Source organism: Rhizobium sp. M1, from assembly GCF_002531805.1.
Taxonomy (GTDB): domain Bacteria; phylum Pseudomonadota; class Alphaproteobacteria; order Rhizobiales; family Rhizobiaceae; genus Rhizobium; species Rhizobium etli_C.
This window is the reverse complement of sequence record NZ_NWSW01000033.1, coordinates 1-25,277: the sequence shown is the minus strand read 5'-3', so window position 1 is coordinate 25,277 and position 25,277 is coordinate 1. Positions and strand designations below refer to the sequence as shown.

Below are 25,277 nucleotides of genomic sequence, written 5' to 3'. Positions count from 1 at the left end.
GCGCGCAGCAACCCTGCATTGCTCTTTGCTCGCGCTCGGTGCATGCGCTCTCTCGTTGCCGACATGCCGGGGACGCTTCTCTGACGAGCAGAAGAGTGGCAGCGCGCTTGGGTCTGCCGCCGCCTAATGCGCATCCCCCAACAGCGCGGTCAGGCTCCAGGGAGCATCGCCTTTCTGATTGGCGATGTCGTCAACCTTCCAGCCGCCGTGCTCGCGCACCAGAGTATAGAACAGCGTCACCTCTTCGCCGTTTTTGAACTGCACTTCCACTTCGGCCTTGTCGTCCAGCAAGATCGGCTGGCCGATCCGGACGTTGCTCGCTTCGCCGTCCTGGCCTGCAATGACAGGGTCGAAATCGACCGCGCCGACATCGCCTTCCGGCGTGTTGTCGAGATCGGTCTGGAGAAGCTTGTTCAGGTGGTCGGAAAAGAAGATCGAATAGGGCGACGGCGCCTCGGCGTCGCTTCTATCGGTGTCGTAGCTGTAAAGCGCCTTGAGCAGCGCTTTCGGCGTCTTGTAGGTCTCCGCCAAGGCGGGCAGAGCTGCGAATGCCGAGACGGCGAGGGCGAGGATGAATGTGGGCAGACGCATGCGGCTCTCCTCGGATGGGTGGAGAATCATAGCCGAAACGGGCGTCGACGTGGAGCGGCATTTTCGGAGCGTGTCCGCATGGCCGCCGGCCTCGCCGTTTCCGGGTGGCGCCCGCGACGACCGCCGGAAGAGTCTCACCGGTGGGGCTTGCAAGACTGCTAGCCCCACCGCTGTTGAAAGCCGCCTACGACGCATCTCTGGTCGGCGGCAACTGTCGTGTTAGATCAGCGCCTCATGCGCGAGGCTCGAAGACGGCAGCTCGAAGACGTCCTTCACGGCCAGCGTGAAGTCGTGGCTGGTGGTGTTGCCGGCCGCGTCATAGGCTTCGGCGGTGAAGGTCAGGCTGTGGTTGCTTTCGTAGTCGATCGCCGCCTTGGTCTGGAGCTTGTTGCCGACGAGCTTGAAGATGCCGTCGGCATTATCGGTCAGCCGCCACTTGACCACGCCACCTTCGGGATCGACGGCCGAGAGCAGGCCAACCGAGGTGCCGATCGCGACATTCTCGGAGATCGAGCTGCGCGAGAAGGCGAGCTTGATCGGCGCCTGGTTGGCGGGGGCCTCGTTGACGTCGAGCACGTTGATGGTGATGTCCTTCTCGACCGTAACCTTGCCATCGGAGACCGCCACCTTGATCGTGTGCGACTTCGCCGTCTCGTAGTCCAAGGCCTTCGAGGTGACGATACGATTGCCTTTCAAGCGGAAGTGATCGCCGGCGCCGTCGATGAGCGTGTAGGTGAGGGCGTCGCCATCGGCATCTTTGGCGCTGAGCAGGCCGACCGTCGTCCAGATCGCGGTGCTCTCGGAAAGGGCGGTTTTCGAGAGCTGGATATTGGTCGGTGCGGCGTTGTGATCAGCGGTGAACGTTCCCTTGGTGAAATCGTAGACGCCATCGGCAAAACGTGCGAACTCGACGTTATTTAGCCGATCCGTCCCTTCCTTGGCGCTCGTCAGGAAGTGATCGCCGTTGTTCGTCGAGAAGGAATAGTTAGCGAAATTGCCGGAGAAGACCGCCGTGTCGATGCCGGCGCCGCCAAACAGCACGTCGTTGCCCGCGCCGCCTTCGAACCTGTCGTTGCCGTCAGTCCCGAAGAAATAGTCGTCGCCGGCGCCGGTCTTGACGTCCATGCCGAAGGCGCTGCCGAAAATATCGACGTGGCGGTTTGCCAGCTCGTCGGAGAGGTCGACATGGGCGCTGTCCGTCAATACCAAGGAGAGCACGTCGCTCTCATGGCCCGGCTTGTCGTATATGACGATCTTGTCGAAGCTATCGAATTGGGCGGCCGAAGCGAAAACCTGGGCTCCTGCTGTTTCAAGAATTTCGACGTTTTTGATCGTCAAGCCCGCAAGCCCGATGAACTCCTCTCCAGGGCCTAAAGTCGGCTCGATCACACGCAGCGTGTCCGTGCCGGCGCCGCCGTCGATCGTTCCGGAAAGCGCGGAAGAGTGTGACTGCAGGTTGATGGCATCATTGCCGTCGCCGGCGTCGATATCGAAGGCTTCAGGATCGGTGGAAACATTGTCACCGTCGGTGATCTTATCGTCGCCCGCGCCAGCCCGGATAACGTCATTTCCGACGCCACCGAAGATCTGGTCATTGCCCATGCCACTGTCGAAAATGTCGTTACCACCGGCGCCGGTCAATCGGTCATTGCCGCCGCCGGTCGTGACGTCGATGCCGAAGGCGGTGCCCTTGATGTCCGCCCCATGGTTTGCAAGTTCGTCGGAAAGATCGAGATGCACGCTGTCGGTCAACGTCAGCTGGGCGAGGGGGGTGTTCTCGCCCTCCTTATAGACAATCTTGTTGAAGCTCTCGAACTGCGCGGCCGACCCGGAAACTATCGACCCCGCGGTTTCAAGAATTTCGACATTCTTGATCGTCAGGCCGGTAAGCCTGGAAGTCTGCAGCTTGTCGGTGCCAGCGCCCCCATCGATTATTCCAGAAAATGCGACAGCGTAGGTCTCTAAGTCGATGCTATCATTGCCGTCGCCTGCATCAATATCGAAGACTCCGGATTCTTCGATGGAAAAGACATCGCCATCGACGATTATATCGTCGCCCGTCCCGCCTCTGATGACGTCATTTCCGGCTCTACCGTAGATATAGTCGTTGCCCTCACCGCCGATCAGCAAGTCATTTCCATCCTTGCCGTCTACGACATCATTTCCCGCGCCTGCGTTGAAAATGTCGTTGCCGTCCGTTCCGTAAAAGCGGTCTTCGCTTCTCCCGGTCGTGACGTCGATGCCCGAGACTCTGCCATAGATGTGCACTGTGCCGCTTGTCAGTTCGTCGGAGAGGTCGACATGGGAGCCATCTGTCAAGCTGATGGTGATGTCCATGCCTTGATATTGACTGACGATCTTGTCGAAGCTTTCAAGCTGTGCGGTCGATGCGAGCACAGTATGTGGCCCGGTCTCGAGGATTTCGAAGTTCTTGATCGTCAGGCCCGTGAGATCGGCGGCTTGCAGTTTGTCGGTGCCGGCGCCGCCGTCTACTGTTCCGGATACCGTAGTGAAGGTACCCTTCGATACAGCCACAGTGTCATTGCCAATACCGCCATCGAGGTTGAAAGTCTCAGGGAGATCCGAAAAAAAATCGCCATCAACAATTGTGTCGTCGCCCGCGCCACCTTTGATGACGTCATTGCCGAGGCGGCCGAACAGCCGGTCATTTCCGTCCCCACCATTCAGCGTGTCATTGCCGGTTCCACCATCGAGCAAATCGTCGCCGAGACCGCCGCTCAGCGTGTCTGCGCCGCCACCACCCAGTATGGTGTCCTTGCCTGCGCCCGTTGTGATGACATTGGCACTTGCTGAGCCTGTCACCTCCGCGGAAATCGCTCCCAGCTCATCGGCGAGGTCTGCCGCGCCGGAACCCGAAACCTGAAGGGTGACCGCGGCGAGAGGATTCGCTTCGGAGTAGCGGATCACGTCGTAAGCTTCGAACTCGGCACCGGTTTTGGTAATCGGTGCGCCGTTCGTATTCAGAACATTCAAGGCCATATTCAAACTTTCCAAAAGATGTGTTGCTCTCTGAAAGAGCGGATGACGGGACGGTGGCCTCATTCGGAGATTCGGCAGCCGTAAGTTGGAAGCTGCCAGCACTGGAGCGGTGCTGGTTTAAGCGGGGCGCGCCGACGCATTCAGTCGGCGCGGCTGATTTGATCGAGCCGTTCGGAGGTTGGTCCGCGTCCAAGGGCGCAGGGTGCGCCCTTGGACGGCAGTGGCGCGGGCTAGATCAAGGCGTCGTGCAGCAGGCTCGACAGCTCGAAGACGTCCTTCACGGCCAACGTGAAGTCATGGCTGGTGGCGTTGCCGGCCGCGTCATAGGCTTCTGCGGTGAAGGTCAGGCTGTGGATGCTTTCGTAGTCGATCGCCGCCTTGGTCTGGATCTTGTTGCCGACCAGCTTGAAGATGCCGTCGGCATTATCGGTCAGCCGCCACTTGACCACGCCGCCTTCCGGGTCGACGGCGGAGAGCAGGCCGACCGAGGTGCCGACCGCGACATTCTCGGAGATCGAGCTGCGCGAGAAGGAAAGCTTGATCGGCGCCTGGTTGGCAGGGGCCTCGTTGACGTCGAGCACGTTGATGGTGATGTCCTTCTCGACCGTAACCTTGCCATCGGAGACCGCCACCTTGATCGTGTGCGACGTCGCCGTCTCGTAGTCCAGGGCCTTGGAGGTGACGATGCGGTTGCCCTTCAGACGGAAGTGATCGCCGGCGCCGTCGATGAGCGTGTAGGTGAGGGTGTCGCCATCGGCGTCCTTGGCGCTGAGCAGGCCGACCGTCGTCCAGATCGGCGTATCCTCGGAGAGGGAGGTTTTCGAGAGCTGGATATTGGTCGCTGCAGTATTGTTAGGTTTGAACGTTTCCGTCGCGAAATCATAGACGCCGTCGGCAAAGCGGGCGAATTCGATGTCTGTCAGCGTGTCCGTCCCTTCCTCTACGCTCGCCAGGATGTGATCGCCGTTGTTCATCGCGAAGGAATAATTGACAAAGTTGCCGGAGAAGATCGCGGTGTCGATGCCAGCGCCGCCGATCAATTTGTCATTGCCGGTACGGCCATTGAAAAGGTCGTTACCACCGCTGCCGTCGAAAATGTCGTTGCCGGCGGTGCCGACAAGCTCGTCGGCGCCGCCGCCGGTCTTGACGTCGATGCCGGAGGTACGACCGGTGATGAAGGATCCAAGATCGCCCAGTTCGTCGGAAAGATCGAGGTGCGCACTGTCCGTCAAGGCTAAGCGAGCGCTCTCATTGTAGGCCGGATCGGTCCACCGGACGATCTTATCAAAGCTTTCGAACTGTACGCTCGTGCCATCGACCAAAAATCCTGCTGTTTCAAGGACTTCGATGTTCTTGATCGTCAGACCTGCCAGCGTGGAGGCTTGCAAGGTATCAATACCGGCACCGCCATCGATTGTTCCGGAAACCAGCGGATTATATCTTTGTACAGTTATGGCATCGTCGCCGTCGCCTGCATCGATGTCGTAGACCTCAAGGGCAACATCAAACAGTTCACCATCGGTGATGAGATCGTTGCCCGCGCCGGCTCTGATGACGTCATTCCCGGCGTTGCCGGAGAGCTGGTCATTACCGTCACCGCCATTCAGAATGTCATTGCCATCTCCGCCCGTAAGCAGATCACTGCCATCGCCACCATTCAGAGCGTCGTTGCCATCCCCCCCATGGATCCAATCGTTTCCGGCGCCGCCGTTCAGCATGTCTGCGCCGTAACCGCCCGCGATTTTATCGCTGCCGGCGCCCGTGGTGATGATCGAGTCGCCGCCGCCGAAGTCGGTCACATCTGCAACCGCCGAGCCCAGTTCGTCGGAAAGGTCTACCGTCCCGGAATCTGAAAGGAACAGAATAACCGGGGAGAGAGGGTCGGTTGGCGAGTTGCGGATGACGTCGTAGGCTTCGAACTCAGCGCCGGTCATGGTCGTTATGAAACCATACGTGTCGAGGATATTCAGAGGCTCATTCGGTGGGGTGTCGCTGATTGTGAAGCTTTCCGTGGCGAAATCGTAGAAACCATCGGCAAAGCGAGCGAATTCAACGCCTATCAGCGTATCCGTCCCTTCCACAGCGCTTGTCAGAATGTGATCGCCATTGTTCAACGCAACGGAATAATCGGCGAAATTGCCGGCGAACAGCGCCGAGTCGATGCCGAGACCGCCGTCGATGGCGTCGTCATCGGCGCCGCCGGTCAACTTGTCATTGCCGGCATTGCCGTTGAGGATGTCGTTGCCGCCACTGCCGTCGAAAATGTCGTTGCCATCGGTCCCGGTAAACTCGTCGTCGCCGTCGCCGGTCTTGACGTCGATGCCGAAGGCATCGCCGGCGATGAACGATCCGAGATTTCCGAGTTCGTCGGAGAGGTCGAGGTGAGCGCTGTCCGTCAGTGCCACAGAGGCGCGAAAATCGTCGAACGGATCGGTCGACCAGACGATTTTATCAAGGCTCTCGAATTGTGCGCTCGAACCGGCGACCGCTACTCCTGCCGTCTCAAGGACTTCGATGTTTTTGATCGTCAGGCCCTGGAGTGAAGTGGCACGTAAAATATCGATCCCGGCGCCGCCATCGATCGTTCCGGAATTCCATGGAGCGAATGTTTCGATGGCTATGTAATCGTCGCCATCTCCGGCGTCGATGTCGATGACCTCCGGGGTCGAGCCGAAAAGCTCACCGTCGTCGATCGTGTCATTGCCCGCGCCGCCTTTGATGACGTCGTTTCCGACGTCGCCGGAAATCCGGTCATTGCCATCGCCGCCATTCAGCGCGTCGTTGCCAACTCCGCCATTGAGGCTGTCGTTTCCTGCCCCGCCGTTCAGCGTGTCTGCGCCGTCGCCGCCTGCAATGTTGTCGTTGCCTGCACCTGTGGTGATCACATCGTTGCCGCTTGAGCCGGTCACGTTCGCGGAACCTGAGCCCAGTTCGTCGGAGAGGTCCACGGTCGCGGAATCCGAGATGACCAAGTCAGCCGCGACGAGAGGATTGCTTTCGGAGTGACGGATGACGTCGTAGGCTTCGAACTCAGCGCCGGTCTTGGTAATCGTGGCGCCGTTGGTGTCCAGGATATTCAGCGGAGTACCCGGCTCGGTGCTGTTGACCGTGAAGGTTTCTGTCGCAAAGTCGTAGACGCCATCGGCAAAGCGCGCGAATTCAACGCCCGTCAGCCAATCCGTGCCTTCCAGAGCGCTCGTCATGACGCGGCTGCCATTGTCGACCGCTAGGGAATAATTGGCGAAATTGCCGGCGAAAACAGCTGTGTCGATGCCGGCGCCGCCATTGATGGTGTCGTTGCCGGCACCGCCCGTCAATTTGTCATCGCCGCCGTTGCCGTTGATGACGTCGCTGCCGCCGCTGCCGTCGAAAATGTCCTTGACGTCACTGCCTGCAAACTCATCGTTGCCGTCGCCGGTTTTGACGTCAATGCCGGAGAAGCCGCTGACACGAGTGCCGAGATCTCCCAATTCGTCGGAAAGATCGAGATGGGCGCTGTCCGTCACCACCAGCGAGGGGTTATAGCTGAAGACGGGGTCGGTCGACCTGACGATCCTATCAAAGCTCTCGAATTGTGCGCTCGAGCCGCTGATCTGAAATGCTGCCGTTTCAAGGTTTTCCACATTGTTGAGCGTCAGGCCATGGAGCGACCAGGCGCGCAACGCATCGATCCCATCACCGCCATCAATCGTTCCTGATATAAATGCAGCGAACCTGTCTATGGTTATGACGTCGTCGCCGTTGCCGGCATCTATGTTCAGGATTTCCGGCAGCAGGCCGTCCGGTCCAAAGTTAAAACCGCCATCGGTGATTCTATCGTTGCCGTCGCCGCCGAGCAATGTGTCGTTACCGGCATTGCCGTAAATCGTGTCGTCGCCGGCGCCACCGCTCAGCGTGTCCGCGCCGTCGCCACCGGAGATGGTGTCGTTGCCGGCGCCGGTCGTGATCGTGTTGTCGCCGCTCGTGCCGTTCACGGTTGCCGAGACTGAGCCCAACTCGTCGGCCAGATCTGCGGCCGAGGAATCGGAGACAATGAGAGCGACAGTTACGGAAGGGTTGGCAGCGGAGTCGCGGATGACGTCGTAGGCTTCGAACTCGGCGCCGGTCTTGGTGACTGTGGCGCCGTTGGTGTCCAGTATATTCAAGGCCATATTTAAAAATTACCCCCAATAGATGCGGTGTACTTCGAAAAATCAGAAATCCGCGGAAGAACTGGTTTATTGGTTCGGCGGAAGACAACCCCACGGGGATCTATGCCAATCATTAGTGATGTTTTCAATGAAAAATTGTGATTTTTTCTTGGTTTTTTAACGAAAAACTAAGGCTGAAATACTGGAAAATAACTTTGAATTTGCAAACCAAAAGTCGTATTTTAGTCTTTTAATTTATACTCATTCGTGACGTATATAATTCTCGCTATAGGTGCGAAACTATTCTTCCCGGCGCGCTCAGTATCGCCGTTCCATAACCGGCAATCGGCCTGCCGCCCCGGTACCAGGCGGGAGGGGCATTCCGGCAAGCGCACAACTGACGCTTTGTTGACCGGACCTGGTTCCGGAACATAATCAGAACATCTAATAGTCTGTCGGCAGCGAGGGCCCATGTGCGGACGCATTTTCGTCAAGACATCGCTTGAAGAACTGATCAGCAATTTTCCCTTTGCCGTGAAGGGCGGGGATATCGACGGGCTTGGAAATCGCTTCCCTCGTTGGAACGGCGCACCGTCGCAGGATTATCCTATTATCATCCGGGATATCGTGCGCGAACCGAATACGTCAGGCGCTATGTTCGTGGTGGCGCGCTGGGGCCTGATGCCCGCCTGGGCCAAGCCCGGCGGCCGGCCGCCGCCAGTCAATATCCGCTGCGAAGGGATCAGCTCCAACGGCATGTCCCGTGCTGCATACCGCTCGCGCCGCTGCCTGGTGCCGATCAACGGCTTCTTCGAATGGAAGGACATTCACGGCACCGGCAGGAACAAGCAGCCCTATGCCATCGCCATGAAGGACGGCTCGGCCTTCGCGCTCGCCGGCATCTGGGAGACGTGGAAGGACGAGAAAGGCGTATCCATCCGCAACTTCGCTATCGTCACCTGCGCGCCGAACGCGATGATGGCGGAGATTCACGATCGCATGCCTGTTATCCTGCATCGCGCGGATTACGAGCGGTGGCTGTCTCCCGAGCCGGATCCTTACGATCTCATGAAGCCTTTCCCGGCGGACCTGATGGTGATGTGGAAGATCGGCCGGGATGTCGGTTCGCCGAAAAACGACAGGCCCGACCTCATCGAAGAGGTCGAGGACGATTCCGAGCCGACGCTGATCTAGGTACTTCCGGCAAGCCGCGGCGGTCTTGCGTCCGGAATTGCTCTGATGTCACCGGCTCGGGCGGGAGCCATTCACGAAACCATGCGGCAAACACATCCTCACGAGGAGAGGACCACGCATGCAAGACGATATCGGAACGCTCCTGCGGTCGTTCCTCAACAATGCCCTTCGCAAACAGTCTCAGCGCCGCATTCGGGATTTCGGCGGCTATCAGATCGGCAAGCGTCGCAACCTGCATGTCATTGAACCGATCGCGCGGGATACGGCGGAATTTCTCTGCACTTATCTCTGCATCAGCCTGCGCGGTGAACCGGCGAGCAAGGAAGGCGTCGCCTCCGCCATCGCCGCGGCCTTGAAGAATGTCTCCGACGAGCTTGCCTTCAAGCTGACCCGGCACAGTGACGAGGCGTGGACGACCCTCTGTCATTCTGTGGCGGAGTTTCTGGAAGGCTGCCTGCAGATCGACCACAAGCCCTATGACGGCTCCCTGACCGCGCAATCGGACTTTAATGGCTGGAAGAGCTGGGAGTTGATCACCAGTGGCGAGAAGCCGAAGGGCAAATGGCGCCACGCCTGGAAGGAAAAGCCAGGCGACGATTTCATCGGCTTTGACGGCGATGCCTGCATGGGACGGATCTTCAAGATCGACCTGATGGATTCAAGTGAGCGCTGGTATTGGCTGATCGCGGCCGATGGAAGCCCCCGGCGCGGCTGGCCGGCGGCGGGGTATGAGGCGAGCGCGAGGAGTGCAGCCTGTCGCGTGGAGCGGATTTATTTTGCGCTGGCAAAGGGCGAGGAGAGGATGGGATTTGGGTGAGGAGGTTAGGCCAGCTTGATGAGGCCGGCTTCGGTCGGCCGGAAGCCGCAGGCGCGATAGAAGGAGGTCAGGTGCGGCTCGAAATCGACATGCAGCCATTCGGCGCCGCGCTCGCGGGCAGTCCGCGTGGCTTCCCCGACCAGTTGCGTGGCGATGCCCTGCCGGCGCATGCCGGGGTGAACACAGATGTCGAGAAGGAAGGCATGAATGCCGCCATCCCAGGCGACGTTGACGAAGCCGACGAGGCTGTTGTCGTGATAGGCGCAGATATGGGCGAGGCTGCGGGGCAGGATGCGTGAGAAGTCCGGCGGGTTTGGAGTGTTCCAGGCGGCGGACCAGAGTAGGTTGATGTCGTCGGGCGAAGGGAAGGGGTCGATGCGGAGTTCGGGCATGGATGGAGACCGGTTGGTTTATCGCCGTGCTTGCTGGGTTTTTCTGCCGATTGCGGTCACTTCGCAATAGGTTTCATCGCTGCGGCGGGCAAATTCCTCTCTGCCTTGACATCAGGCTGGTCATCTCTCCGCATCCTACCGTGGAATCATCTGGCTGGGTAATGTGTGCCGAAGGCTTCCATCGCCCTTTGCGGACTTCTCGGGACCCGTTAAACGTGCCGCTGGAACAACGAGGGCGCGATGGTCAGAGGCAGAAAGCAGAAACGAGGCGATATCGTTAGGATCGACATTGGAAACGGAAAGCGATTTCACGCCGTTGCCCTAACACATCCGCTGTTCGCTTTTCTCGACGGTGTTTTCGAAAGTGAAGAACCGGTTCAAGACGTGCGAGATCGAGCGGTTCTCTTCAAGCTATGGGTGATGGACAGCGCTGCGAAGTCCGGGCGATGGCCCATTGTTGGAAAGGTTGATCCACCCACGGTGTCCGCGTTGGACGGCGCGGTGTTTTTCAAGCAGGACAGGATTTCGGGCAGAATTTTAGCGTATGATGCCATCGCGAATGCCGAGTCTAGGCTCAGCTTTGAAGACGCGGACCGCCTAGAATGCGCTGCTGTTTGGAGCCCTGAGCATGTCGAAGACAGGCTTCGTGATCATCTGAACGGCATCTCGAACAAGTGGTGGGCATCAATGCGGCCCCGAAAATAGCGCTGATCGACCTTATTGGAACGCCCGATGTTGCGGCGAAGCGCCGTCGCACCTTCACGAAGGCAGTCTTCGAAAAGGCAGAAGCATCGTGGTCAACGTGGAAGCGAGACAGCGCTTACCAATTACCCGGCGTTCTACGTACCAAAAGGTTTGGGTTCGCTACCGCCCCGGCCGCCCAGTCTTTCCCTTCGTCCGTCCCTTGCGCTTCTGCTCGCCTGGTTCCTCATAGCTCCCGGCGCCCACGCGCCCGCGCACCACCGGTCGCATGTCGTCATCTCGTTCCGGCTGTCCCTCTAGCAAGGGCGAAAACCGCTTCGTGCTCTTCGACGCATCCGGCTTTTCCGGCACGCGGCCGGTCACCGGCTTCTCCGTGCGGCCAACCGTCATCTCGTCGAGGTCGTTCTTGCGGAAGAGGCTCGTGCCAGCGGGGGTGGTGGGGTCGCGGCCCATTTCGTCGAGATGGGGTTTGCGGAAGAGGGGCGTGGTCGTGTCGGTGCCTGGTCCCATGTCGTCGAGGGAGGGCTTGGCGAAGTAGGAGGGTGTGGCCCCCTCATCCGCCCTGCCGGGCACCTTCTCCCCGGCGGGGAGAAGGGACTCGCGGGTCGCTTTGGCGTTCCGCTTGATGCCCTCCATTGCCTTTGACTCTTCGCGCGCCATCGGGTCGTCCATGACCGCCAGCTCGGCGGCTTTGAGGCGTTTGATTTCGTCGCGGAGGCGGGCGGCTTTTTCGAAGTCGAGGTCGGCGGCGGCGTCGCGCATGCTTTTTTCGAGCGCGTTCAGATGGGCCTGCAGGTTGTTGCCGACGAGATTGCCGCCGTCGGCGAAGCCTTTGCCCGAGACGCCGGAGATGTCGGCGCGGACGTGGTCGCGTTCGTAGACGGAGTCGAGAATGTCGGAGATTTTGGCCTTGACCGACTCCGGCGTGATGCCGTTTTCGAGGTTATAGGCCATCTGTTTTTCGCGGCGGCGGCCGGTTTCGTCCATGGCGCGCTGCATCGAGCCGGTCACCTGGTCGGCATAGAGGATGACCTTGCCGTCGACGTTACGGGCTGCACGACCAATCGTCTGGATCAGCGAGGTTTCCGAGCGCAGGAAACCTTCCTTGTCGGCGTCGAGAATGGCGACGAAGCCGCATTCGGGAATGTCGAGGCCCTCGCGCAGCAGGTTGATGCCGACGAGCACGTCGAAGGCGCCGAGGCGGAGATCGCGGATGATCTCGATGCGTTCCAGCGTATCAATGTCGGAGTGCATGTAGCGCACGCGCACGCCCTGTTCATGCAGATATTCGGTCAGATCCTCGGCCATGCGCTTGGTCAGCACGGTGCAGAGGGTGCGGTAGCCTTTGGCGGCGGTTTCGCGGATCTCGCCGAGCACGTCGTCGACCTGGGTGCGGGCGGAGCGGACCTCGACCGGCGGGTCGATCAGGCCGGTCGGGCGGATCACCTGTTCGGCGAAGACGCCGCCGGATTGTTCCATCTCCCAGCCGCCGGGGGTGGCCGAGACGGCGATGGTGTCGGGGCGCATGGCGTCCCATTCCTCGAAGCGCAGCGGCCGGTTGTCCATGCAGGAGGGCAGGCGGAAGCCGTATTCGGCGAGTGTCGCCTTGCGCCTGAAGTCGCCCCGGTACATGCCGCCAATCTGCGGCACGGTGACATGGCTTTCGTCGATGAAGACCAGGGCGTTGTCGGGGATATATTCGAACAGGGTCGGTGGCGGATCGCCAGGGTCACGGCCGGTGAGATAACGCGAATAGTTCTCGATGCCCTGGCAAGAGCCGGTGGCTTCGAGCATTTCGATATCGTAGCGAGTGCGCTGCTCCAGGCGCTGCGCTTCCAGCAGGCGGCCGGCCTTTTCGAGCTCGGCGAGGCGAAGCCGGAGCTCCTCCTTGATCGATTTGATGGCGCCGTTCAGCGTCGGGCGCGGGGTGACATAGTGCGAATTGGCGTAGATCTTCACCGATTTCAGATCGCCGACCTTCTGGCCGGTCAGCGGGTCAAACTCGGTGATGGCGTCGATCTCGTCGCCGAACATCGAGATGCGCCAGGCGGCATCCTCAAGGTGGGCGGGGAAGAGTTCGATCGTATCGCCGCGCACGCGGAAGGAACCGCGGGTGAAATCCATGTCGCGACGTTTGTATTGCTGGGCGACGAGGTCGGCCAGCAGCTGGCGCTGGTCCAGCCGGTCGCCGACCGACATCTGGAAGGTCATCGCCGTATAGGTCTCGACCGAGCCGATACCGTAGATGCAGGAGACCGAGGCGACGATGATGCAGTCGTCGCGTTCGAGCAGCGAGCGCGTCGCCGAGTGGCGCATGCGGTCGATCTGCTCGTTGATCGAGCTTTCCTTCTCGATATAGGTGTCGGAGCGCGGCACATAGGCTTCCGGCTGGTAATAATCGTAGTAGGAAACGAAATATTCCACCGCATTGTCGGGGAAGAAATTCTTGAATTCGGAATAGAGCTGGGCGGCCAGCGTCTTGTTCGGCGCCAGGATGACGGCCGGGCGCTGCGTCGCCTCGATCACCTTGGCCATGGTGAAGGTCTTGCCGGAGCCGGTGACGCCGAGCAGCACCTGGCTTCGGTCGCCATTCTCCAGTCCCTCGACGAGATCGCGGATCGCCGTCGGCTGGTCGCCGGCCGGCTCATAATCCGATTTCATCAGGATGCGGATGCCACCTTCGGATTTGTCGGGGCGGGCAGGGCGGTGCGGCGTCCAGATCTTGCCGTTCTTGTGCAGCGGATTGCCGCTCTCGATCAGCTTCGACAGCGCCTCGACGGTGGCGGTGACGCCGCCAGGCGAGATGTTGCCGGCATCCTCCAGCGAGATATCGAGGCCGGCGACCGGGTTGAGCCCGGCGGCAGCACGCGTCTTCGGATCGCTGGAGCCGCCGATGGAAACGCCGCGCGCGGTCTTGCCCACCGTCGCCTTCTTGTTGACGCTGACGGCTTCGGAATGCTTGCGCGCCGCGTTTTCCACCGCCTTGCGATGCTTGCCGGCCTTGGAGGCGATGTCACGCTGGCTCTCGACGCCCGATGCTTCCGCATCCGCCTCAAGCTGCTTCACCCAATCGGCAACCGAGCCTGAAAGCGGGGCGCCTTCAAAGGACGATTGCGGGGCTTCCTCGAAGCCATTCGGGGCAGGGGATTTCTTCGGAGATTTGGCCATGGCGGGAATATGGAGAGAGTCAGCGCGAAAGGGAAGAGGGAAAGAGTACAAAAGGGAAACGAATGAATCGTTCGGATCGGGTGAATAGTGGACGGTGCTGGGCGCGTCGGGCACCAAAACAGGAAGGTGAGAGAGGCTATCTCATGGCATCGTGGATGCGCCAATTGCGGTCGTGCACCCTCAAGGTTTGGTTTCCGTTGTGCAATTGATGTTCGCATTGAAGAAATTGAGATGAATGCGGAGTTTTCCGGCGGTACTGCTGAGCTGCACGGCGACGCCTTCCCCCGAGGGGGAGGCGAATCTGGCGTCGATATTCGATATCCACGTCCCCCCAACGGGGAAGGTCACAATGGTCGTTTCCGGCTCGCCATATTTTATTCGAAAGTCTTGCACGAGCAATGCGAAGTCATGCAGTTCGCCGTCGCGGTGCTGTTGGATGGAGGCGATTTTGTCGTCGCATATGAAAAGACCGAGGTTCGACCCTTCCACGACCCATTGGCCGGGAAGGTTGGGAGAAAGCTCTCTCAATCTCCAACCTTTTTCGCTCGCATTTCGCTGGGCATCTGCAAACGAGCTACCCAATTTGAAATCCTCCAAACCGTCCAGCGTTTTTGCGCGAGTTGCGCCGCTTGACAGCGCCGTCAGGGCAAAAGCAAAGCCGCAAATTAAAAGCAGTCCCTTGGGCATGAAAGCCTTCCACTGTAAAAAGCTTGAATTCTCTACTGCCATGAACACCTGACACCGGATGCCGAGTGCTCAATGCAAGATTGTTGGCTTCAGATATGTCCGCCCTCGCGCTCCGAGGCCCCTTGATAGTTATTTCGCGTCGAGCTTGGCCAATTCACCACCTGCTCCATCATATTCGATAAATGTTTTCGGGCAGGACACCAAAGCGGCCTGGAACCTGCTGCGCGCCTCATCCTTGGCTCCAGCAAGAAGATACCATTCGCCAATATAGAAGATCGACTCGCAGATCTGGTTGCTGTCGGCCGCCTTCGCCGTCAGCTCCCCCGGCGTCACTTCGCGGAGGAAAAGACGGTAGATGGGATGGGGCCAGGCGGCTTGATCGATCGCGCCAGCTGCGGTCCTGAGATCAGCGAGCGCATTCGGATCACCGCCTCGGGTTTGAGCGATGAAACGCCAGAGGCGATAATAGGGGGCGGTGCGTGGATCCTGGCTTGCGATGAGGGAAAATCCCGTCGCGGCCTGCTGATACCTTCCGCCGAAATAGTTCGTCATCGGGTCGCTGAGATAGGATTGGCGCGCGTTTGTGATCGGCCAGAGTGCTCCCGCCGCAATGATCACGAATGCAGCGCTGAAGGCTATCGCAATTCTGTCATAACGAGGCGTCGGGCACTCCCGCGGCCAAAGAGCCAATAGCAGGAGCGAGAGAGCCGCGCCTGTCATCGCGCCGCCGAAATGGCCGGCATAGTCGATGGTCTGCCCCTCTTTCGCTGCCGAGAGGAACGGTAGCAGCGAGGGAACCAGAATTTGAATGGCGCCCACTTGCAGAGAGGATGCGATCGGCGTTGACTGGAAACGGATGCTGCCGGCGATCACGGCCGCGAAAAGCCCGACGATGCCACCGGAGGCGCCGACACCGACGGTGTGGACGTCGTTGATCCAGACTGAGGCGAGAGAGCCGCCGAGGGCGCTGGCGAAGAAGATCGCGGCAAACCAGCGCCAGCCGATCAACCGCTCGAACAGCATTCCCGCAATCCACAAGCAGCAGCAATTGGACATGAGATGGAGGATGCCTCCGTGCATGAACGGCGCAGTAAACAGCCGCCACCACTCGCCGTCGTCGACGATGATTGGGCGAAACGTTCCGCCGAACACCAGCAGTGTACGAATGCTGGGAGTGCCGGCGCGAGACGCTTCGACGCCGAAGGCGAGTTCGCCAGCATAGGCGACAACGAGAATGGCAAGAAGAGCATAGGTAAAGACGGGATAACGGGCGCCATCGAAAGCCGGTCCCGGCACCTCGTCTTCGTCCTCTTCGGCAATCGAACCGGCTTCCTGCAAGGCCCGCCATTCGGCTTCAAACGCTTCGGTTGCCACTTCCGCGAACTCGTTGAATATCGAGTCCGGACGGCCCTGTAGAAAATGCAGAAGAATGCCGACCCTGAGGCGCGAGCCGACGAACCATTCCGGCAGTCGGGCTGCAAGCCCTTGTCTGATCAAGGTCTTGGCGGCGGCGGGATCAAGGTGAAGGATGATGGAATCCGAAGTTTTGCTCTGGAATCTCCCGAAGCTCCGGATGGCTGACCACCGCACGATCTGGTCGGGAAAATTCGGCAGCCGGACGCCGGCCGTCGATATCACCAATCCGGGTCCCTTGGTGAAGAGCTTGGGGATGACCAGCAATGGAAGCAGACCGAAGAACCCTGCAGCCAGCAACGGGAAGAACCAGACCAGATGAGGATCCTTGTCTTTCGGCAGGAGGAACCCTAGGACGACAGCTCCCACCGCAAAGGCAAACATGATCAGTATAACGAGTAACAATTTGCCTTTGTTGTAGGCATATTCGGATCTGCGAAATTCTTCCGGCTTCATTCAAAAATTCTCACTGAAAAAGCATCGATAGCATCCGGGCTTGCTGAAGACCGCGAGCAATTAGAGCCTCTATTTATTAAATTCCCCCAATAAGGATTATCTGCTTGCAATAGAAGTTTGCAAGATGAGCTTGAGACTTCTCAAGAGAGAATGCGCAGGCGAGGCAGATGACAGCCCGTTGGTCCGCTGGCCTGGCGTCCTCCAACTCTCCTCAGGCTGAGCTGCTTTGCCCGTGAGGGTGGAGCCTCCAAGACGCGTCGCAGCGCTGCTTCTGGCACCAATCCTATGCCAGCTTGCCGGCAAGCTTCCGTAAGCCGTCTCTTGCCAAAGAATGCTTGCCCGCTCGTCGTACACAGTCCCGTGTCTACCGGAACTGGAGACGCCCTTTCGCAGTTATTCTCCTGTCGACCAAGTCCCAGGTGCTACTGCCATTAACGACCATTCCGCCTTTTGGAAGAAACCGATTTCGATCGATCTTGATACCGGCGAACGGCTGGTTCTCCGCTCACCGCAGGATGCGCTTTATGCACTGGTCTCCGACTGGCCGGTCAATGGCGGTGTCCATCAGCAGAGGGCGATCGAGTTCTGCCGCGCCTGGCTTGCGGGCCGCATGCCGGCTGAGACCGTGCGGCAGGCCTTTATCCTCGCGGCGCTGGAAGCCGGCGTGGCGATCACCGATGATGAGAATGGGAGCGGAGGCTCCGTTTCGAACCCTCCGGTATAAGTCGAGCGACGCAGCCATATCCACGTTCACGCAGTCACATGCGTAGGCTCGAGAAGTTTATTTTCGTGTATTGCAAATATTGTTCCCGCTGTGTTTGTAGGAATGCGCAGCGTTTATTACGCTCCGATTCTTGGAGATCCAACTGAATGAGAATAAAAGTCCTTGCTTGCGCTGCCCTGCTGATGCTGGCTGGCTGCAACGCCCCTGTGTCGCAATCCGTTGCCGACTCGCAGCGGCCTCCCTCGAATGACGTCCGGCAGAACTTCATCAACATCGTATTCAAGAGAAGTTATCGACACGAAGCAGGTGAGGTCGTCTGGGCTCGCATTTCGAGCGTTGTGCTGCTTGATCCTGAGAAGAAGATCTATGCTTACTGTGTACGCGTGGTGCCCAAGCACAGCTGGGGAGACTGGGCCTATCTCGGCGTCTCCTTCACGGATAGCCAAATCCTAGGCGCGACAGCGAATGATAATCGCTGCAAAGACAAGCGGCTGCGCTACTACCCGTTTCCTGAGATGAACGGCATGAAGACCTGACGCAGGCGCGAAGGCTCGGGCCGCGTCGCCGCTCTAGGCTTTGGCGAGCGGCGGCGCGGCCTCTCAACCTTCCTCATGCGGCGGTGGGTGGCCCGCAGGGCGGAGCCTCGAAGTACGGGCTGTGAGTTGCTGTTTGCAGCCACAGCCTTTTGGAAAAGGCCGATCTATCGACCTCGATACGGGAGATTCAACTGAATGAAGATCAAATTCTTTGCTTGCGCTGCCGCGCTGGCACTGGCCAGCTGCCAAACTCCGGCGCCGCAATCCGTTGCGGATTCCCAGCGTCCGCCCTCCAATGCGGTTCGACGCGAATACGTCGATGCTCTGCAGGGAACCATCAAACCGGGGAACTTCGTGAAGGCCGAGATTTCTAGCGTGGTTCTGCTTGATCCGGAAAAGCAGATCTATGCGTATTGCACGCGCACCACGGAACGTGCTTACCCAGACTGGTCCTATATCGGCCTTGGCTTGCAACACAACATGATACTGTACTTGAAAAAGGATGACCATCGCTGCCATGACAAGCGGCTGCGTTACTATGATTTTCCTGAATTGCGAAACATGAAGTACTGAGGCGGAGGCGGGCTTTTACCAACCTCGCCGGTCCCTTCCGGATGCCGCCAGAAGCGGACCGCGCACCCCGCAGTCCGCGTAACGACGGTGACCGTGCCTCGGACCCGCTCAACCCGCGAGGACCATTCTCACACCTTGCTCACGCGAACACGGCTTCCCTGGAATCATCCACTGTCGACGCCCTGCAGTACCATACGAGGACGACAACCGATCCAATGGGAAATAGCAGTGTGAGAAGCTGCCACCATCCGCTTCGGTTGATGTCGTGAAGGCGTCGGGCGGCCACGGCGATCCACGGAAGAAACGTGGCGAGCGACCAGATCCGGTTCAAGGTTTGGCTCCGATCCGCGACAAGCAAAGCGATGGCGACGAGAGAGACGAAGAGTGCCGAATACCAGAATTCCGATCGGCTCGCTCTGCCGCTGAAGTTCACATAGTTCTTGAAATAGCTTCCAATCGCCTGGCCGAAACCCATGGCCTGCGGCCGGTCGCCGAAGCGGTTCGGCCCAACCAGCGGTTTTCTGAAGACGAAGAATAATGGCACGCCGAACAGGATCAAGACGATCAACCAGTGAAACAGAGAAAAACTGCCCATGAGAAACCCCAGCTGTTAAAACGGCTTAGAGATAAGCGATGTTTGTTTCCGGAGGATTAACCGGCTGGTAATCGAATATGTTTCGCAATCACAGCGTGAGAAACTGCGGCCGCCATGGTGGCGGCGGGATGATGCTTTCAGCAGGCCGCAATCGCCGTCGCTCAGTGCTTGACCAGCACACGTGCCTGCACCGGCTGCTCGATGCCCTTCAGGGCCAGCATGCGGGTTTCGGCGCCTGCCGCCAAGTCGGGAGCCTTCGCCGCCGTATCCGCCGAGACCAGGATCTCGCCCGCAGCGGCCTGGGATTCCAGCCTGGCGGCCTGATTGACGACACCGCCGATGGCAGTGAAATCGCTGCGGAAGCTGGAGAATTCGCCGATCTGCACCTCGCCGGAATGAATGCCGACGCCGACACCGAGGGGGCGGCCGGGCAGGGCGTCGGGCGCCAGGCTATTCAGCGCCGCGGCGCAGTTTCGCTGGATCGCCTGCGCCGCCAGGATCGCTGCGGCTGCGTGATCCTTCCTGATGATCGGGAAATTGAAAATTGCCATCAGGCCGTCGCCCATCTGCTTGTTGACGATGCCGTCATGCGTCCAGATCGCCTGGGCGCAGCGATCCTGGAAGAGGCTGACGATTTCACTTAGGCGCACCGCCTCGATCCGCTCCGACAGATCGGTAAAGCCCCTGATATCGGCAAACAGGATGGTGGCGTCGACGGTGATCTGGCGCTGCTTTTTGACATATTGGAAGGATCGTTCGCAGATCGTGCAGATATCGGGGTTCATCTTGCTGCGGGTGATGCCGAAGGCGCGGAAGGGCAAGGCGAGCGGGCCGCCGATGGGGATCGGCATATGCATCTGGTCCCAGCAGCCGCGGCAGATCCTGGCGCTGCCGTGCCTGGCTGGCTCCCCGTAAGTGGATTCTGTCGTCATATCGTACAATCCGTCCACACTGGCCGACACCAAGCTTCCGTCAGACCGAGGATTTTGGCAACTCTTCCATTTGGCTCGGGCTCACCTTTGCCGTCCCCGCGCGATGATTGCCCGAACTCCCGACGCGGGGCCGTTGCTACAGCGGGCGGCGGCGGAAATACGGTCACACTTGTTACTCCCACTGTTCGAATTCCGCTGCGAAACTATGTCCGACCAATGCGCGAAGAACCGCGGTTCGATGAAGAGGCGCGGAAAATCGCCCCAATGAGGAGATCGAAGCGATGACTGCAACAGCCGAGAATGGAACGGGCGGACAATCCGTGCAGAAACCCGCGGTCGTGCCGCCGGAAGCCTGGGAGGCGGCCCGCAAGCAGCTGCTGGTGAAGGAGAAGGCGCAGACCCGTGCCCGTGATGCGCTCGCCGCCGAACGTCGGCGCATGCCGTGGATGGCCGTCGAGAAGAATTATGTTTTTGAAGGGCCTGAGGGCAAGGTCAGCCTGCTCGACCTGTTCGAGGGCAGGCATCAGTTGATCGTCTACCGCGCCTTTTACGAGCCCGGCGTTTTCGGCTGGCCCGATCATGCCTGCCGCGGCTGCTCGATGGTGGCCGACCAGGTCGCGCATGTCGCCCATCTCAACGCCCGCGACACGAGCCTGGTCTTCGCCTCGCGCGCGCCGCAAGCCGAGATCGCGCGGCTGAAGGCGCGGATGGGGTGGAGCATGCCATGGGTGACCATCACCGACAGCTTCGACACGGATTTCGGCGTCGACGAATGGCACGGCACCAATGTGTTCTACCGCGACGGCGAACGCATCTTCCGCACTTATTTCGTCAATAATCGCGGTGACGAACAGATGGGCGGCACCTGGAATTATCTCGACATCACGCCGCTCGGCCGGCAGGAGGTCTGGGAGGATTCGCCCGAGGGCTATCCGCAGACGCCGACCTACAAATGGTGGAACTGGCACGACAGCTACGTTCCGGACGCGGCGCCCGACAAGAAATGGGTCGAAGTCTCGGACGCCGGCGAGGCGGCGTTCCGGGCAGAGAGCGCCAACGAGAAGCCTTGAGCGAGATCCGCTGCGACGCTGCGGATTTCCACCCGAGAACGGGCCGGCAAGACGGTTGCCTTGCCGGCCGCAGGCTGTGCATAGTGGCGGCGACGCGGAGGAGCCGATGACCAGATTGCATGCGCTTGTTTTGATGATGCTTCTCGTGCCCGCCGCAGCACAGGCGGAAAAACGCTGCGGCTGGCTGGACAATCCGGCGACGGCGACCTGGTCTCTCAATGACGCCGCCGGCGGCTGGATCATCATGGAGAACGGCAGCGGCTACAAGGCCGAGGGAATGGATCATATTCCTGATCTGACGACCGGCGAATATGTCTACACCCATGCCGTCCATGGTTATGCCTGTGCCTGCATGGAGGTCGACACGGATGGCGAGGAGGGCATCAGCCGCATTCGTTCCGTGCGGCAATTGCCGCTTTCCCGATGCCGGAGCGATCCCGCCCTCGGCTGGTTCCTCAATAAGGATCAGTGACGACGCAGCGAAGGCCCGCCGACATCTCCCGGTCTCCCTCGCTGCGTGCGGTCTTGTGAAATTGGTTACCATTTTCCCGACGCATCTCTTCGGAAGCGGAAACCTTCGAGCGTGAGTCCGCGTTATCTCGGTGGCCGACGGTGCGCCGGCCGGCGAGAACGGGAGGAGGATGTTTCATGAAAGTCATGATCGTGGAAGATGAGGGTTTTATCGCCCTGGAGCTTGAACGCATCGCACAGGATGCCGGGCACCAGACGGTCGGGCCGGTCTCGACGGTGGAGCAGGCTCTTGCCTATGCCCCGAAAAGCGACATCGCGCTTGTCGATCTCAGCCTCGCCGACGGCCTGAGCGGCGCCCAGCTCGCCCGCCGGCTGATCGACCGCTATGGCGTCGACGTCATCTTCGTGACCGGCAGCCCGGAGAATGTCGGAAACGGTATCGAAGGCGCGCTCGACGTCATTCCCAAGCCCTTCACCGACGACAGGATTGCCGGCGCGCTCTCGCGGGCGCAGGCTTTGCGCAGGGACTTCGATGGCAGCAATGCCATCATGTGACCGCGCAAGCGTCGAGCGCGGCGTCCGGCCGCCGATGCAAGCAGGAGCTTGCCGGATGAAGCATGCACTGATTGCCGGGGAAGTCGCGGGCATCAATGAAGCCAGCGCCACCTTGATCGGAAGCCTCGACGGCAAGGAGGTGCTGAAGGAAGTGTGACCGGGCTACCGCTATATGATGGCGAAGTCGTCGCTGCTGCCGGCTCCCGCGGTCAACCGTCTGGCGGCAAGTTCGATAAAGGTCTTGACCAGAGGCGGCAGGTGCCGGCTGCTGGGATAGACGACGTAGAGGCCGCCGGCCGGGGTCGTGTAACCGTCGAGAACGCGGCACAGCCGCCCATCCCTGATGAAGGCATTGGCGACCCCATGGGGCAGTTGGGCGATGCCATAGCCGGCGATCGCTGTGGCCGTGACCGCCTGCATTTCATTGGCGGCGAAGCGCCCCGAGACCGAGACCGTCTCCTGTCCTTCCGGGCCTTCGAGCAGCCATTGCGCATGGGTGGATTGGCCGGCGACAACGCAGTCGTGGCGGGCGAGATCTGCCGGGTAATCGGGCGCGCCGCAGCGGGCGAGATAGTCGGGACTGGCGCAGAGCAAGCGATGGGTAGAGCCGAGCTTGCGGGCGATCAGCGTGGAATCCTCCAGAATGCCGGTGCGGAAGGCGAGGTCTATGCCGTTTTCGACGAGGTTCAGCCGGTCGTCGGTCAGCCGCAACTCGACCCTCGACTTGGGGTAGGTCGCCAGAAGATCGAAGATCGCATCCTGCAGGAAGTGGCCGCCGAAGCCGACCGGCGCCGATATGCGGATCGTGCCGGCGGGCTCCGTCCTTGCTTCCGCAAGACGCAGGTTGGCGCCTTCGATCGTGCGGAGCGCCTGGCTGCTTTCCTCGTAATAGAGGCGGCCGGCATCCGTCGGGCTGAGGCTGCGGGTCGTGCGCTGCAGCAGGCGCACGCCGAGTTCGCGCTCGAGAGCGGCAATGCGTCGGCTGACTGTTGTCTTCGGCATGCCGAGCAGGCGCGCCGCGGCAGTGAAGCTGCCGGCTTCAATGACGCGGGCGAAGATCATGATATCGTTGAGGTCGAGCATTGTAGCCTGAAATGGTACGATGTTTTCCAATTATAGGCCATTATGGCTCAATGTGATAGGCCCTAACTTTGCTCCATCAGTCACAAACAAGGAGCAGACAGATGAGCAATACACGAAGCGTTCTGGTGACGGGCGCCACTGGCCAGCAGGGCGGCGCGGTCGTGCACGCGCTTCTCGCACGGGGACACCGAGTCAAGGCGATCTCACGCAGGCCGGACGGCGACGGCGCAAAGCGGTTGGCCGCGGCAGGGGTCGAGGTCGTTGCCGGCGACCTGGATGACGGCGCATCTGTGGCGAAGGCTGCAAGCGGCGTCGACACGATGTTCCTGATGGGCAACAGCTACGAGGCCGGGACGGAAGCGGAAACGCGCCAGGGCATCACCGTCGCCAATGCGGCAAAGGCCGCCGGCGTCGGTCACCTGATCTATTCCTCCGTCGGCGATGCCGACAAGAAGACCGGCATTCCGCATTTCGACAGCAAGTATCTCGTCGAGAAGCATGTCGCCGGCCTCGGCATCCCCTATACGGTCAGCGCGCCCGTCGCCTTCATGGAAAACACGGTGGCACCTTGGGCGATCGACGGGCTCCGACAGGGCGTCTATGCGGCAGCGCTGCAGCCCGCACGCGTGCTGCAACAGATCACCATCAAGGATATCGGGGCGTTCGTCGCGGCCTTGGCCGAGCGACGCGAACAGGTGTTCGCCAAGCGTTTCGATATTGCCGGCGACGAATTGTCTGGCGAGCAGCAGGCGAAGGTTCTGTCCGAGGCGCTCGATCGGCCGATACGCTACCAGGAACTGCCGATCGCCGCGATGCGGCAGCAGAGCGAGGACGCGGCGCTGATGTTCGAATGGTTCGATCGCACCGGCTACGACGCCGATATCGCCGCCCTGCGCCGGGATTTTCCCGATGTCGGCTGGCACAGCTATGCCGATTGGGCGCGCGGCTTCGACTGGAGCGTTCTCGATAAGACGGCTGGGTGAGTTTGCGGTATCGCTGAGTAGTGACGTTCTTGCGGAAGCGGGCTGGTCGTGGCCGGCTTCCGCCGTGCTGAACACTCACTCAGGCTCCGCTTGCGACGCCCGACTGCTGGTTCATAATGATGGATCATCGTCCTTGAAGAGGGAGGTTTCGATGCCATCGAGTTTCAATGTCGAAAGTGCGGATGGTTATGAGCGGTTGATGGGGCGCTGGAGCAAGAGGCTGGCGCCGATGCTGATCGATTTCGCCGGGTTGGCGGATGGGGATCGTGTGCTCGACGTCGGCTGCGGCACCGGCAGCCTGACATTTACGCTGGCCGAAAAGCCAAGCCTGCAAGAAATCGCCGCCATTGATTATTCGCCGGTTTTCGTCGAGGCGGCAATGCGGCGCAATACCGATCCGCGTATTGCCATTCGGCAAGCCGATGCCTGCGCGCTGCCGTTCGAGGATAACCGCTTCGACAGGGCGATGTCGCTGCTGGTGCTGCATTTCGTGCCGGAGGCGGGCAAGGCTGTTTCGGAAATGGCCCGTGTCGTGCGCCCGGGCGGTGTGGTCGCCGCCGCCGTCTGGGACCATTACGGCGGCATGCCGGTCATGCGGATGATGTGGGACACGGCTGTCATGCTCGACGAGGACGCGCTGCCGCTGCGTCGCAAATACTGCTTCCAGCCGATGATGCGGCCGGGGGAGATGAAGCAGAGTTTTGTCAGTCAAGGCCTTGTCGACGTCGAGGAGACGTCGCTGCTGATCCGGATGGAATACGGCTCCTTCGAGGACTATTGGGGGCCGATCGCCGCAGGCGAGGGGCCGCTCGGCAAGTATGTCTGGGGGCTCGAGTCAGCGAAGCGAAAGGCGCTCGGCGTTGCCATGAGAGCCGCATATGAAGCTGGCGAGCCGGATGGGCCGCGGTCGTTTGCGTCGGTGGCGTGGGCATGCCGGGGCAGGGTGGCGACTGGCTAGGGTAGCGGTTCAACGACCGCGAGATAGCAAGCATGCGCCAGCGCCTCAGAGAGCCTCATCCTGAGGTGCCCCGCAGGTCTCGAAGGACGAGGCGGGTGCGCCGGCGTCAGATGGATGCAAGAAGCAGCGTTGCGGCGTGCTTCGAGGCTTCGGCCTTTGGCCTGCGCGCCTCAGCATGAGGGGCGTTGGAGGATGCCGCGCCAAGGCTTCAGAGAGCCTCATCCTTGTACGTTGCCGTTGTTGTATA

At 60.3% G+C, this 25,277-nt stretch carries 21 protein-coding genes and 1 pseudogene; 11 read left to right on the top strand and 11 right to left on the bottom strand.

Annotated elements, in window-relative coordinates; translation table 11 throughout:
• Nucleotides 1–123: 123 nt before the first annotated feature.
• The 4 genes and pseudogenes from CO655_RS26245 to CO655_RS34400 form a co-directional block, all read right to left on the bottom strand.
• Nucleotides 124–591 (bottom strand): DUF3828 domain-containing protein, encoded by a 468-nt coding sequence (locus tag CO655_RS26245; protein WP_097667375.1) that lies wholly within the window; start codon nt 589–591, stop codon nt 124–126.
• A gap of 219 nt (nt 592–810) precedes the next feature.
• Nucleotides 811–3,591: a metal-binding protein gene (locus CO655_RS26240; protein WP_097667374.1), complete on the bottom strand. Its 2,781-nt coding sequence runs from the start codon at nt 3,589–3,591 to the stop codon at nt 811–813.
• Between the two features lie 230 nt (nt 3,592–3,821).
• The gene (locus tag CO655_RS26235) at nt 3,822–7,214 is read right to left on the bottom strand and encodes a metal-binding protein (RefSeq protein ID WP_245423920.1); all 3,393 of its coding nucleotides are present in this window, start codon (nt 7,212–7,214) and stop codon (nt 3,822–3,824) included.
• 198 nt (nt 7,215–7,412) lie between these two features.
• Nucleotides 7,413–7,742: pseudogene (locus CO655_RS34400) on the bottom strand (metal-binding protein); the annotation flags it as partial.
• Between the two features lie 450 nt (nt 7,743–8,192).
• Between CO655_RS34400 and CO655_RS26230 the strand changes: the two are divergent.
• Nucleotides 8,193–8,915 (top strand): SOS response-associated peptidase, encoded by a 723-nt coding sequence (locus CO655_RS26230; RefSeq protein ID WP_097605355.1) that lies wholly within the window; start codon nt 8,193–8,195, stop codon nt 8,913–8,915.
• 118 nt (nt 8,916–9,033) lie between these two features.
• Complete coding sequence (locus CO655_RS26225; protein ID WP_097667373.1) at nt 9,034–9,732, top strand: hypothetical protein; 699 nt, start codon at nt 9,034–9,036, stop codon at nt 9,730–9,732.
• Nucleotides 9,733–9,737: 5 nt separating this feature from the next.
• Here the strand turns inward: CO655_RS26225 and CO655_RS26220 are convergent, their stop codons facing one another.
• The gene (locus CO655_RS26220; protein WP_097667372.1) at nt 9,738–10,124 is read right to left on the bottom strand and encodes a GNAT family N-acetyltransferase; all 387 of its coding nucleotides are present in this window, start codon (nt 10,122–10,124) and stop codon (nt 9,738–9,740) included.
• A 240-nt stretch (nt 10,125–10,364) separates the two neighbouring features.
• Here CO655_RS26220 and CO655_RS26215 point away from each other — a divergent pair, with 240 nt between their 5' ends.
• Entirely contained in the window at nt 10,365–10,829 is a 465-nt protein-coding gene (locus CO655_RS26215; protein ID WP_097667371.1) for an Imm26 family immunity protein, read from the top strand.
• A 159-nt stretch (nt 10,830–10,988) separates the two neighbouring features.
• Here CO655_RS26215 and uvrB read toward each other — a convergent pair whose 3' ends face one another.
• The 3 genes from uvrB to CO655_RS26200 form a co-directional block, all read right to left on the bottom strand.
• Nucleotides 10,989–13,994: an excinuclease ABC subunit UvrB gene (gene uvrB / locus CO655_RS26210; protein WP_097667370.1), complete on the bottom strand. Its 3,006-nt coding sequence runs from the start codon at nt 13,992–13,994 to the stop codon at nt 10,989–10,991.
• A 180-nt stretch (nt 13,995–14,174) separates the two neighbouring features.
• Nucleotides 14,175–14,681 carry a hypothetical protein gene (locus CO655_RS26205; protein WP_097605349.1) on the bottom strand — a complete coding sequence of 169 codons (507 nt, stop codon included), beginning with the start codon at nt 14,679–14,681 and terminating at the stop codon, nt 14,175–14,177.
• A gap of 129 nt (nt 14,682–14,810) precedes the next feature.
• Nucleotides 14,811–16,550, bottom strand: coding sequence for a rhomboid family intramembrane serine protease (locus CO655_RS26200; RefSeq protein WP_097605348.1), 1,740 nt, complete (start codon nt 16,548–16,550; stop codon nt 14,811–14,813).
• A 331-nt stretch (nt 16,551–16,881) separates the two neighbouring features.
• On the opposite strand from CO655_RS26200, the gene CO655_RS26195 reads away from it, so the two are divergent.
• From CO655_RS26195 to CO655_RS33960, 3 genes are all read left to right on the top strand, one after another.
• Nucleotides 16,882–17,274, top strand: coding sequence for a DUF982 domain-containing protein (locus CO655_RS26195; protein ID WP_245423916.1), 393 nt, complete (start codon nt 16,882–16,884; stop codon nt 17,272–17,274).
• A gap of 146 nt (nt 17,275–17,420) precedes the next feature.
• Nucleotides 17,421–17,810, top strand: a complete 390-nt coding sequence (locus CO655_RS26190) for a hypothetical protein (protein WP_097605347.1) — start codon at nt 17,421–17,423, stop codon at nt 17,808–17,810.
• Nucleotides 17,811–18,005: 195 nt separating this feature from the next.
• A complete protein-coding gene (locus CO655_RS33960; RefSeq protein ID WP_170964942.1) occupies nt 18,006–18,383 on the top strand; it encodes a hypothetical protein in 378 nt (125 codons plus the stop codon).
• 139 nt (nt 18,384–18,522) lie between these two features.
• Here CO655_RS33960 and CO655_RS26180 read toward each other — a convergent pair whose 3' ends face one another.
• Together CO655_RS26180 and CO655_RS26175 are read right to left on the bottom strand one after the other, a co-directional pair.
• Nucleotides 18,523–18,978 carry a DUF805 domain-containing protein gene (locus CO655_RS26180; protein ID WP_097605346.1) on the bottom strand — a complete coding sequence of 152 codons (456 nt, stop codon included), beginning with the start codon at nt 18,976–18,978 and terminating at the stop codon, nt 18,523–18,525.
• A 161-nt stretch (nt 18,979–19,139) separates the two neighbouring features.
• On the bottom strand, nt 19,140–19,910 hold the full coding sequence (locus CO655_RS26175; protein ID WP_097667369.1) for an adenylate/guanylate cyclase domain-containing protein: 771 nt from the start codon (nt 19,908–19,910) through the stop codon (nt 19,140–19,142).
• Between the two features lie 281 nt (nt 19,911–20,191).
• Between CO655_RS26175 and CO655_RS26170 the strand changes: the two genes are divergently transcribed.
• The 3 genes from CO655_RS26170 to CO655_RS26160 all read left to right on the top strand — a co-directional run bounded on the left by CO655_RS26170 (nt 20,192) and on the right by CO655_RS26160 (nt 22,006).
• Nucleotides 20,192–20,980 (top strand): thioredoxin family protein, encoded by a 789-nt coding sequence (locus tag CO655_RS26170; protein ID WP_097667368.1) that lies wholly within the window; start codon nt 20,192–20,194, stop codon nt 20,978–20,980.
• A 106-nt stretch (nt 20,981–21,086) separates the two neighbouring features.
• Nucleotides 21,087–21,452 carry a DUF4087 domain-containing protein gene (locus CO655_RS26165; protein WP_097667367.1) on the top strand — a complete coding sequence of 122 codons (366 nt, stop codon included), beginning with the start codon at nt 21,087–21,089 and terminating at the stop codon, nt 21,450–21,452.
• 176 nt (nt 21,453–21,628) lie between these two features.
• Nucleotides 21,629–22,006 carry a response regulator gene (locus tag CO655_RS26160; protein ID WP_097605342.1) on the top strand — a complete coding sequence of 126 codons (378 nt, stop codon included), beginning with the start codon at nt 21,629–21,631 and terminating at the stop codon, nt 22,004–22,006.
• A gap of 168 nt (nt 22,007–22,174) precedes the next feature.
• Here the strand turns inward: CO655_RS26160 and CO655_RS26155 are convergent, their stop codons facing one another.
• On the bottom strand, nt 22,175–23,089 hold the full coding sequence (locus tag CO655_RS26155; protein ID WP_097667366.1) for a LysR family transcriptional regulator: 915 nt from the start codon (nt 23,087–23,089) through the stop codon (nt 22,175–22,177).
• Nucleotides 23,090–23,190: 101 nt separating this feature from the next.
• On the opposite strand from CO655_RS26155, the gene CO655_RS26150 reads away from it, so the two are divergent.
• Both CO655_RS26150 and CO655_RS26145 read left to right on the top strand, forming a co-directional pair.
• Complete coding sequence (locus CO655_RS26150; protein ID WP_097667365.1) at nt 23,191–24,072, top strand: NmrA/HSCARG family protein; 882 nt, start codon at nt 23,191–23,193, stop codon at nt 24,070–24,072.
• A 151-nt stretch (nt 24,073–24,223) separates the two neighbouring features.
• Entirely contained in the window at nt 24,224–25,030 is an 807-nt protein-coding gene (locus CO655_RS26145) for a class I SAM-dependent methyltransferase (RefSeq protein WP_097667364.1), read from the top strand.
• Nucleotides 25,031–25,277: the final 247 nt, after the last annotated feature.

What these genes read in the sequence shown, in the direction of transcription:
- CO655_RS26245 (WP_097667375.1), bottom strand. Translation starts at nt 591, where the DNA reads ATGCGTCTGCCCACATTCATCCTCGCCCTCGCCGTCTCGGCATTCGCA.
- CO655_RS26240 (WP_097667374.1), bottom strand. Translation starts at nt 3,591, where the DNA reads ATGGCCTTGAATGTTCTGAATACGAACGGCGCACCGATTACCAAAACC.
- CO655_RS26230 (WP_097605355.1), top strand. Translation starts at nt 8,193, where the DNA reads ATGTGCGGACGCATTTTCGTCAAGACATCGCTTGAAGAACTGATCAGC.
- CO655_RS26225 (WP_097667373.1), top strand. Translation starts at nt 9,034, where the DNA reads ATGCAAGACGATATCGGAACGCTCCTGCGGTCGTTCCTCAACAATGCC.
- CO655_RS26220 (WP_097667372.1), bottom strand. Translation starts at nt 10,124, where the DNA reads ATGCCCGAACTCCGCATCGACCCCTTCCCTTCGCCCGACGACATCAAC.
- CO655_RS26215 (WP_097667371.1), top strand. Translation starts at nt 10,365, where the DNA reads ATGGTCAGAGGCAGAAAGCAGAAACGAGGCGATATCGTTAGGATCGAC.
- uvrB (WP_097667370.1), bottom strand. Translation starts at nt 13,994, where the DNA reads ATGGCCAAATCTCCGAAGAAATCCCCTGCCCCGAATGGCTTCGAGGAA.
- CO655_RS26205 (WP_097605349.1), bottom strand. Translation starts at nt 14,681, where the DNA reads ATGCCCAAGGGACTGCTTTTAATTTGCGGCTTTGCTTTTGCCCTGACG.
- CO655_RS26200 (WP_097605348.1), bottom strand. Translation starts at nt 16,550, where the DNA reads ATGAAGCCGGAAGAATTTCGCAGATCCGAATATGCCTACAACAAAGGC.
- CO655_RS26195 (WP_245423916.1), top strand. Translation starts at nt 16,882, where the DNA reads ATGCTTGCCCGCTCGTCGTACACAGTCCCGTGTCTACCGGAACTGGAG.
- CO655_RS26190 (WP_097605347.1), top strand. Translation starts at nt 17,421, where the DNA reads ATGAGAATAAAAGTCCTTGCTTGCGCTGCCCTGCTGATGCTGGCTGGC.
- CO655_RS33960 (WP_170964942.1), top strand. Translation starts at nt 18,006, where the DNA reads ATGAAGATCAAATTCTTTGCTTGCGCTGCCGCGCTGGCACTGGCCAGC.
- CO655_RS26180 (WP_097605346.1), bottom strand. Translation starts at nt 18,978, where the DNA reads ATGGGCAGTTTTTCTCTGTTTCACTGGTTGATCGTCTTGATCCTGTTC.
- CO655_RS26175 (WP_097667369.1), bottom strand. Translation starts at nt 19,910, where the DNA reads ATGACGACAGAATCCACTTACGGGGAGCCAGCCAGGCACGGCAGCGCC.
- CO655_RS26170 (WP_097667368.1), top strand. Translation starts at nt 20,192, where the DNA reads ATGACTGCAACAGCCGAGAATGGAACGGGCGGACAATCCGTGCAGAAA.
- CO655_RS26165 (WP_097667367.1), top strand. Translation starts at nt 21,087, where the DNA reads ATGACCAGATTGCATGCGCTTGTTTTGATGATGCTTCTCGTGCCCGCC.
- CO655_RS26160 (WP_097605342.1), top strand. Translation starts at nt 21,629, where the DNA reads ATGAAAGTCATGATCGTGGAAGATGAGGGTTTTATCGCCCTGGAGCTT.
- CO655_RS26155 (WP_097667366.1), bottom strand. Translation starts at nt 23,089, where the DNA reads ATGCTCGACCTCAACGATATCATGATCTTCGCCCGCGTCATTGAAGCC.
- CO655_RS26150 (WP_097667365.1), top strand. Translation starts at nt 23,191, where the DNA reads ATGAGCAATACACGAAGCGTTCTGGTGACGGGCGCCACTGGCCAGCAG.
- CO655_RS26145 (WP_097667364.1), top strand. Translation starts at nt 24,224, where the DNA reads ATGCCATCGAGTTTCAATGTCGAAAGTGCGGATGGTTATGAGCGGTTG.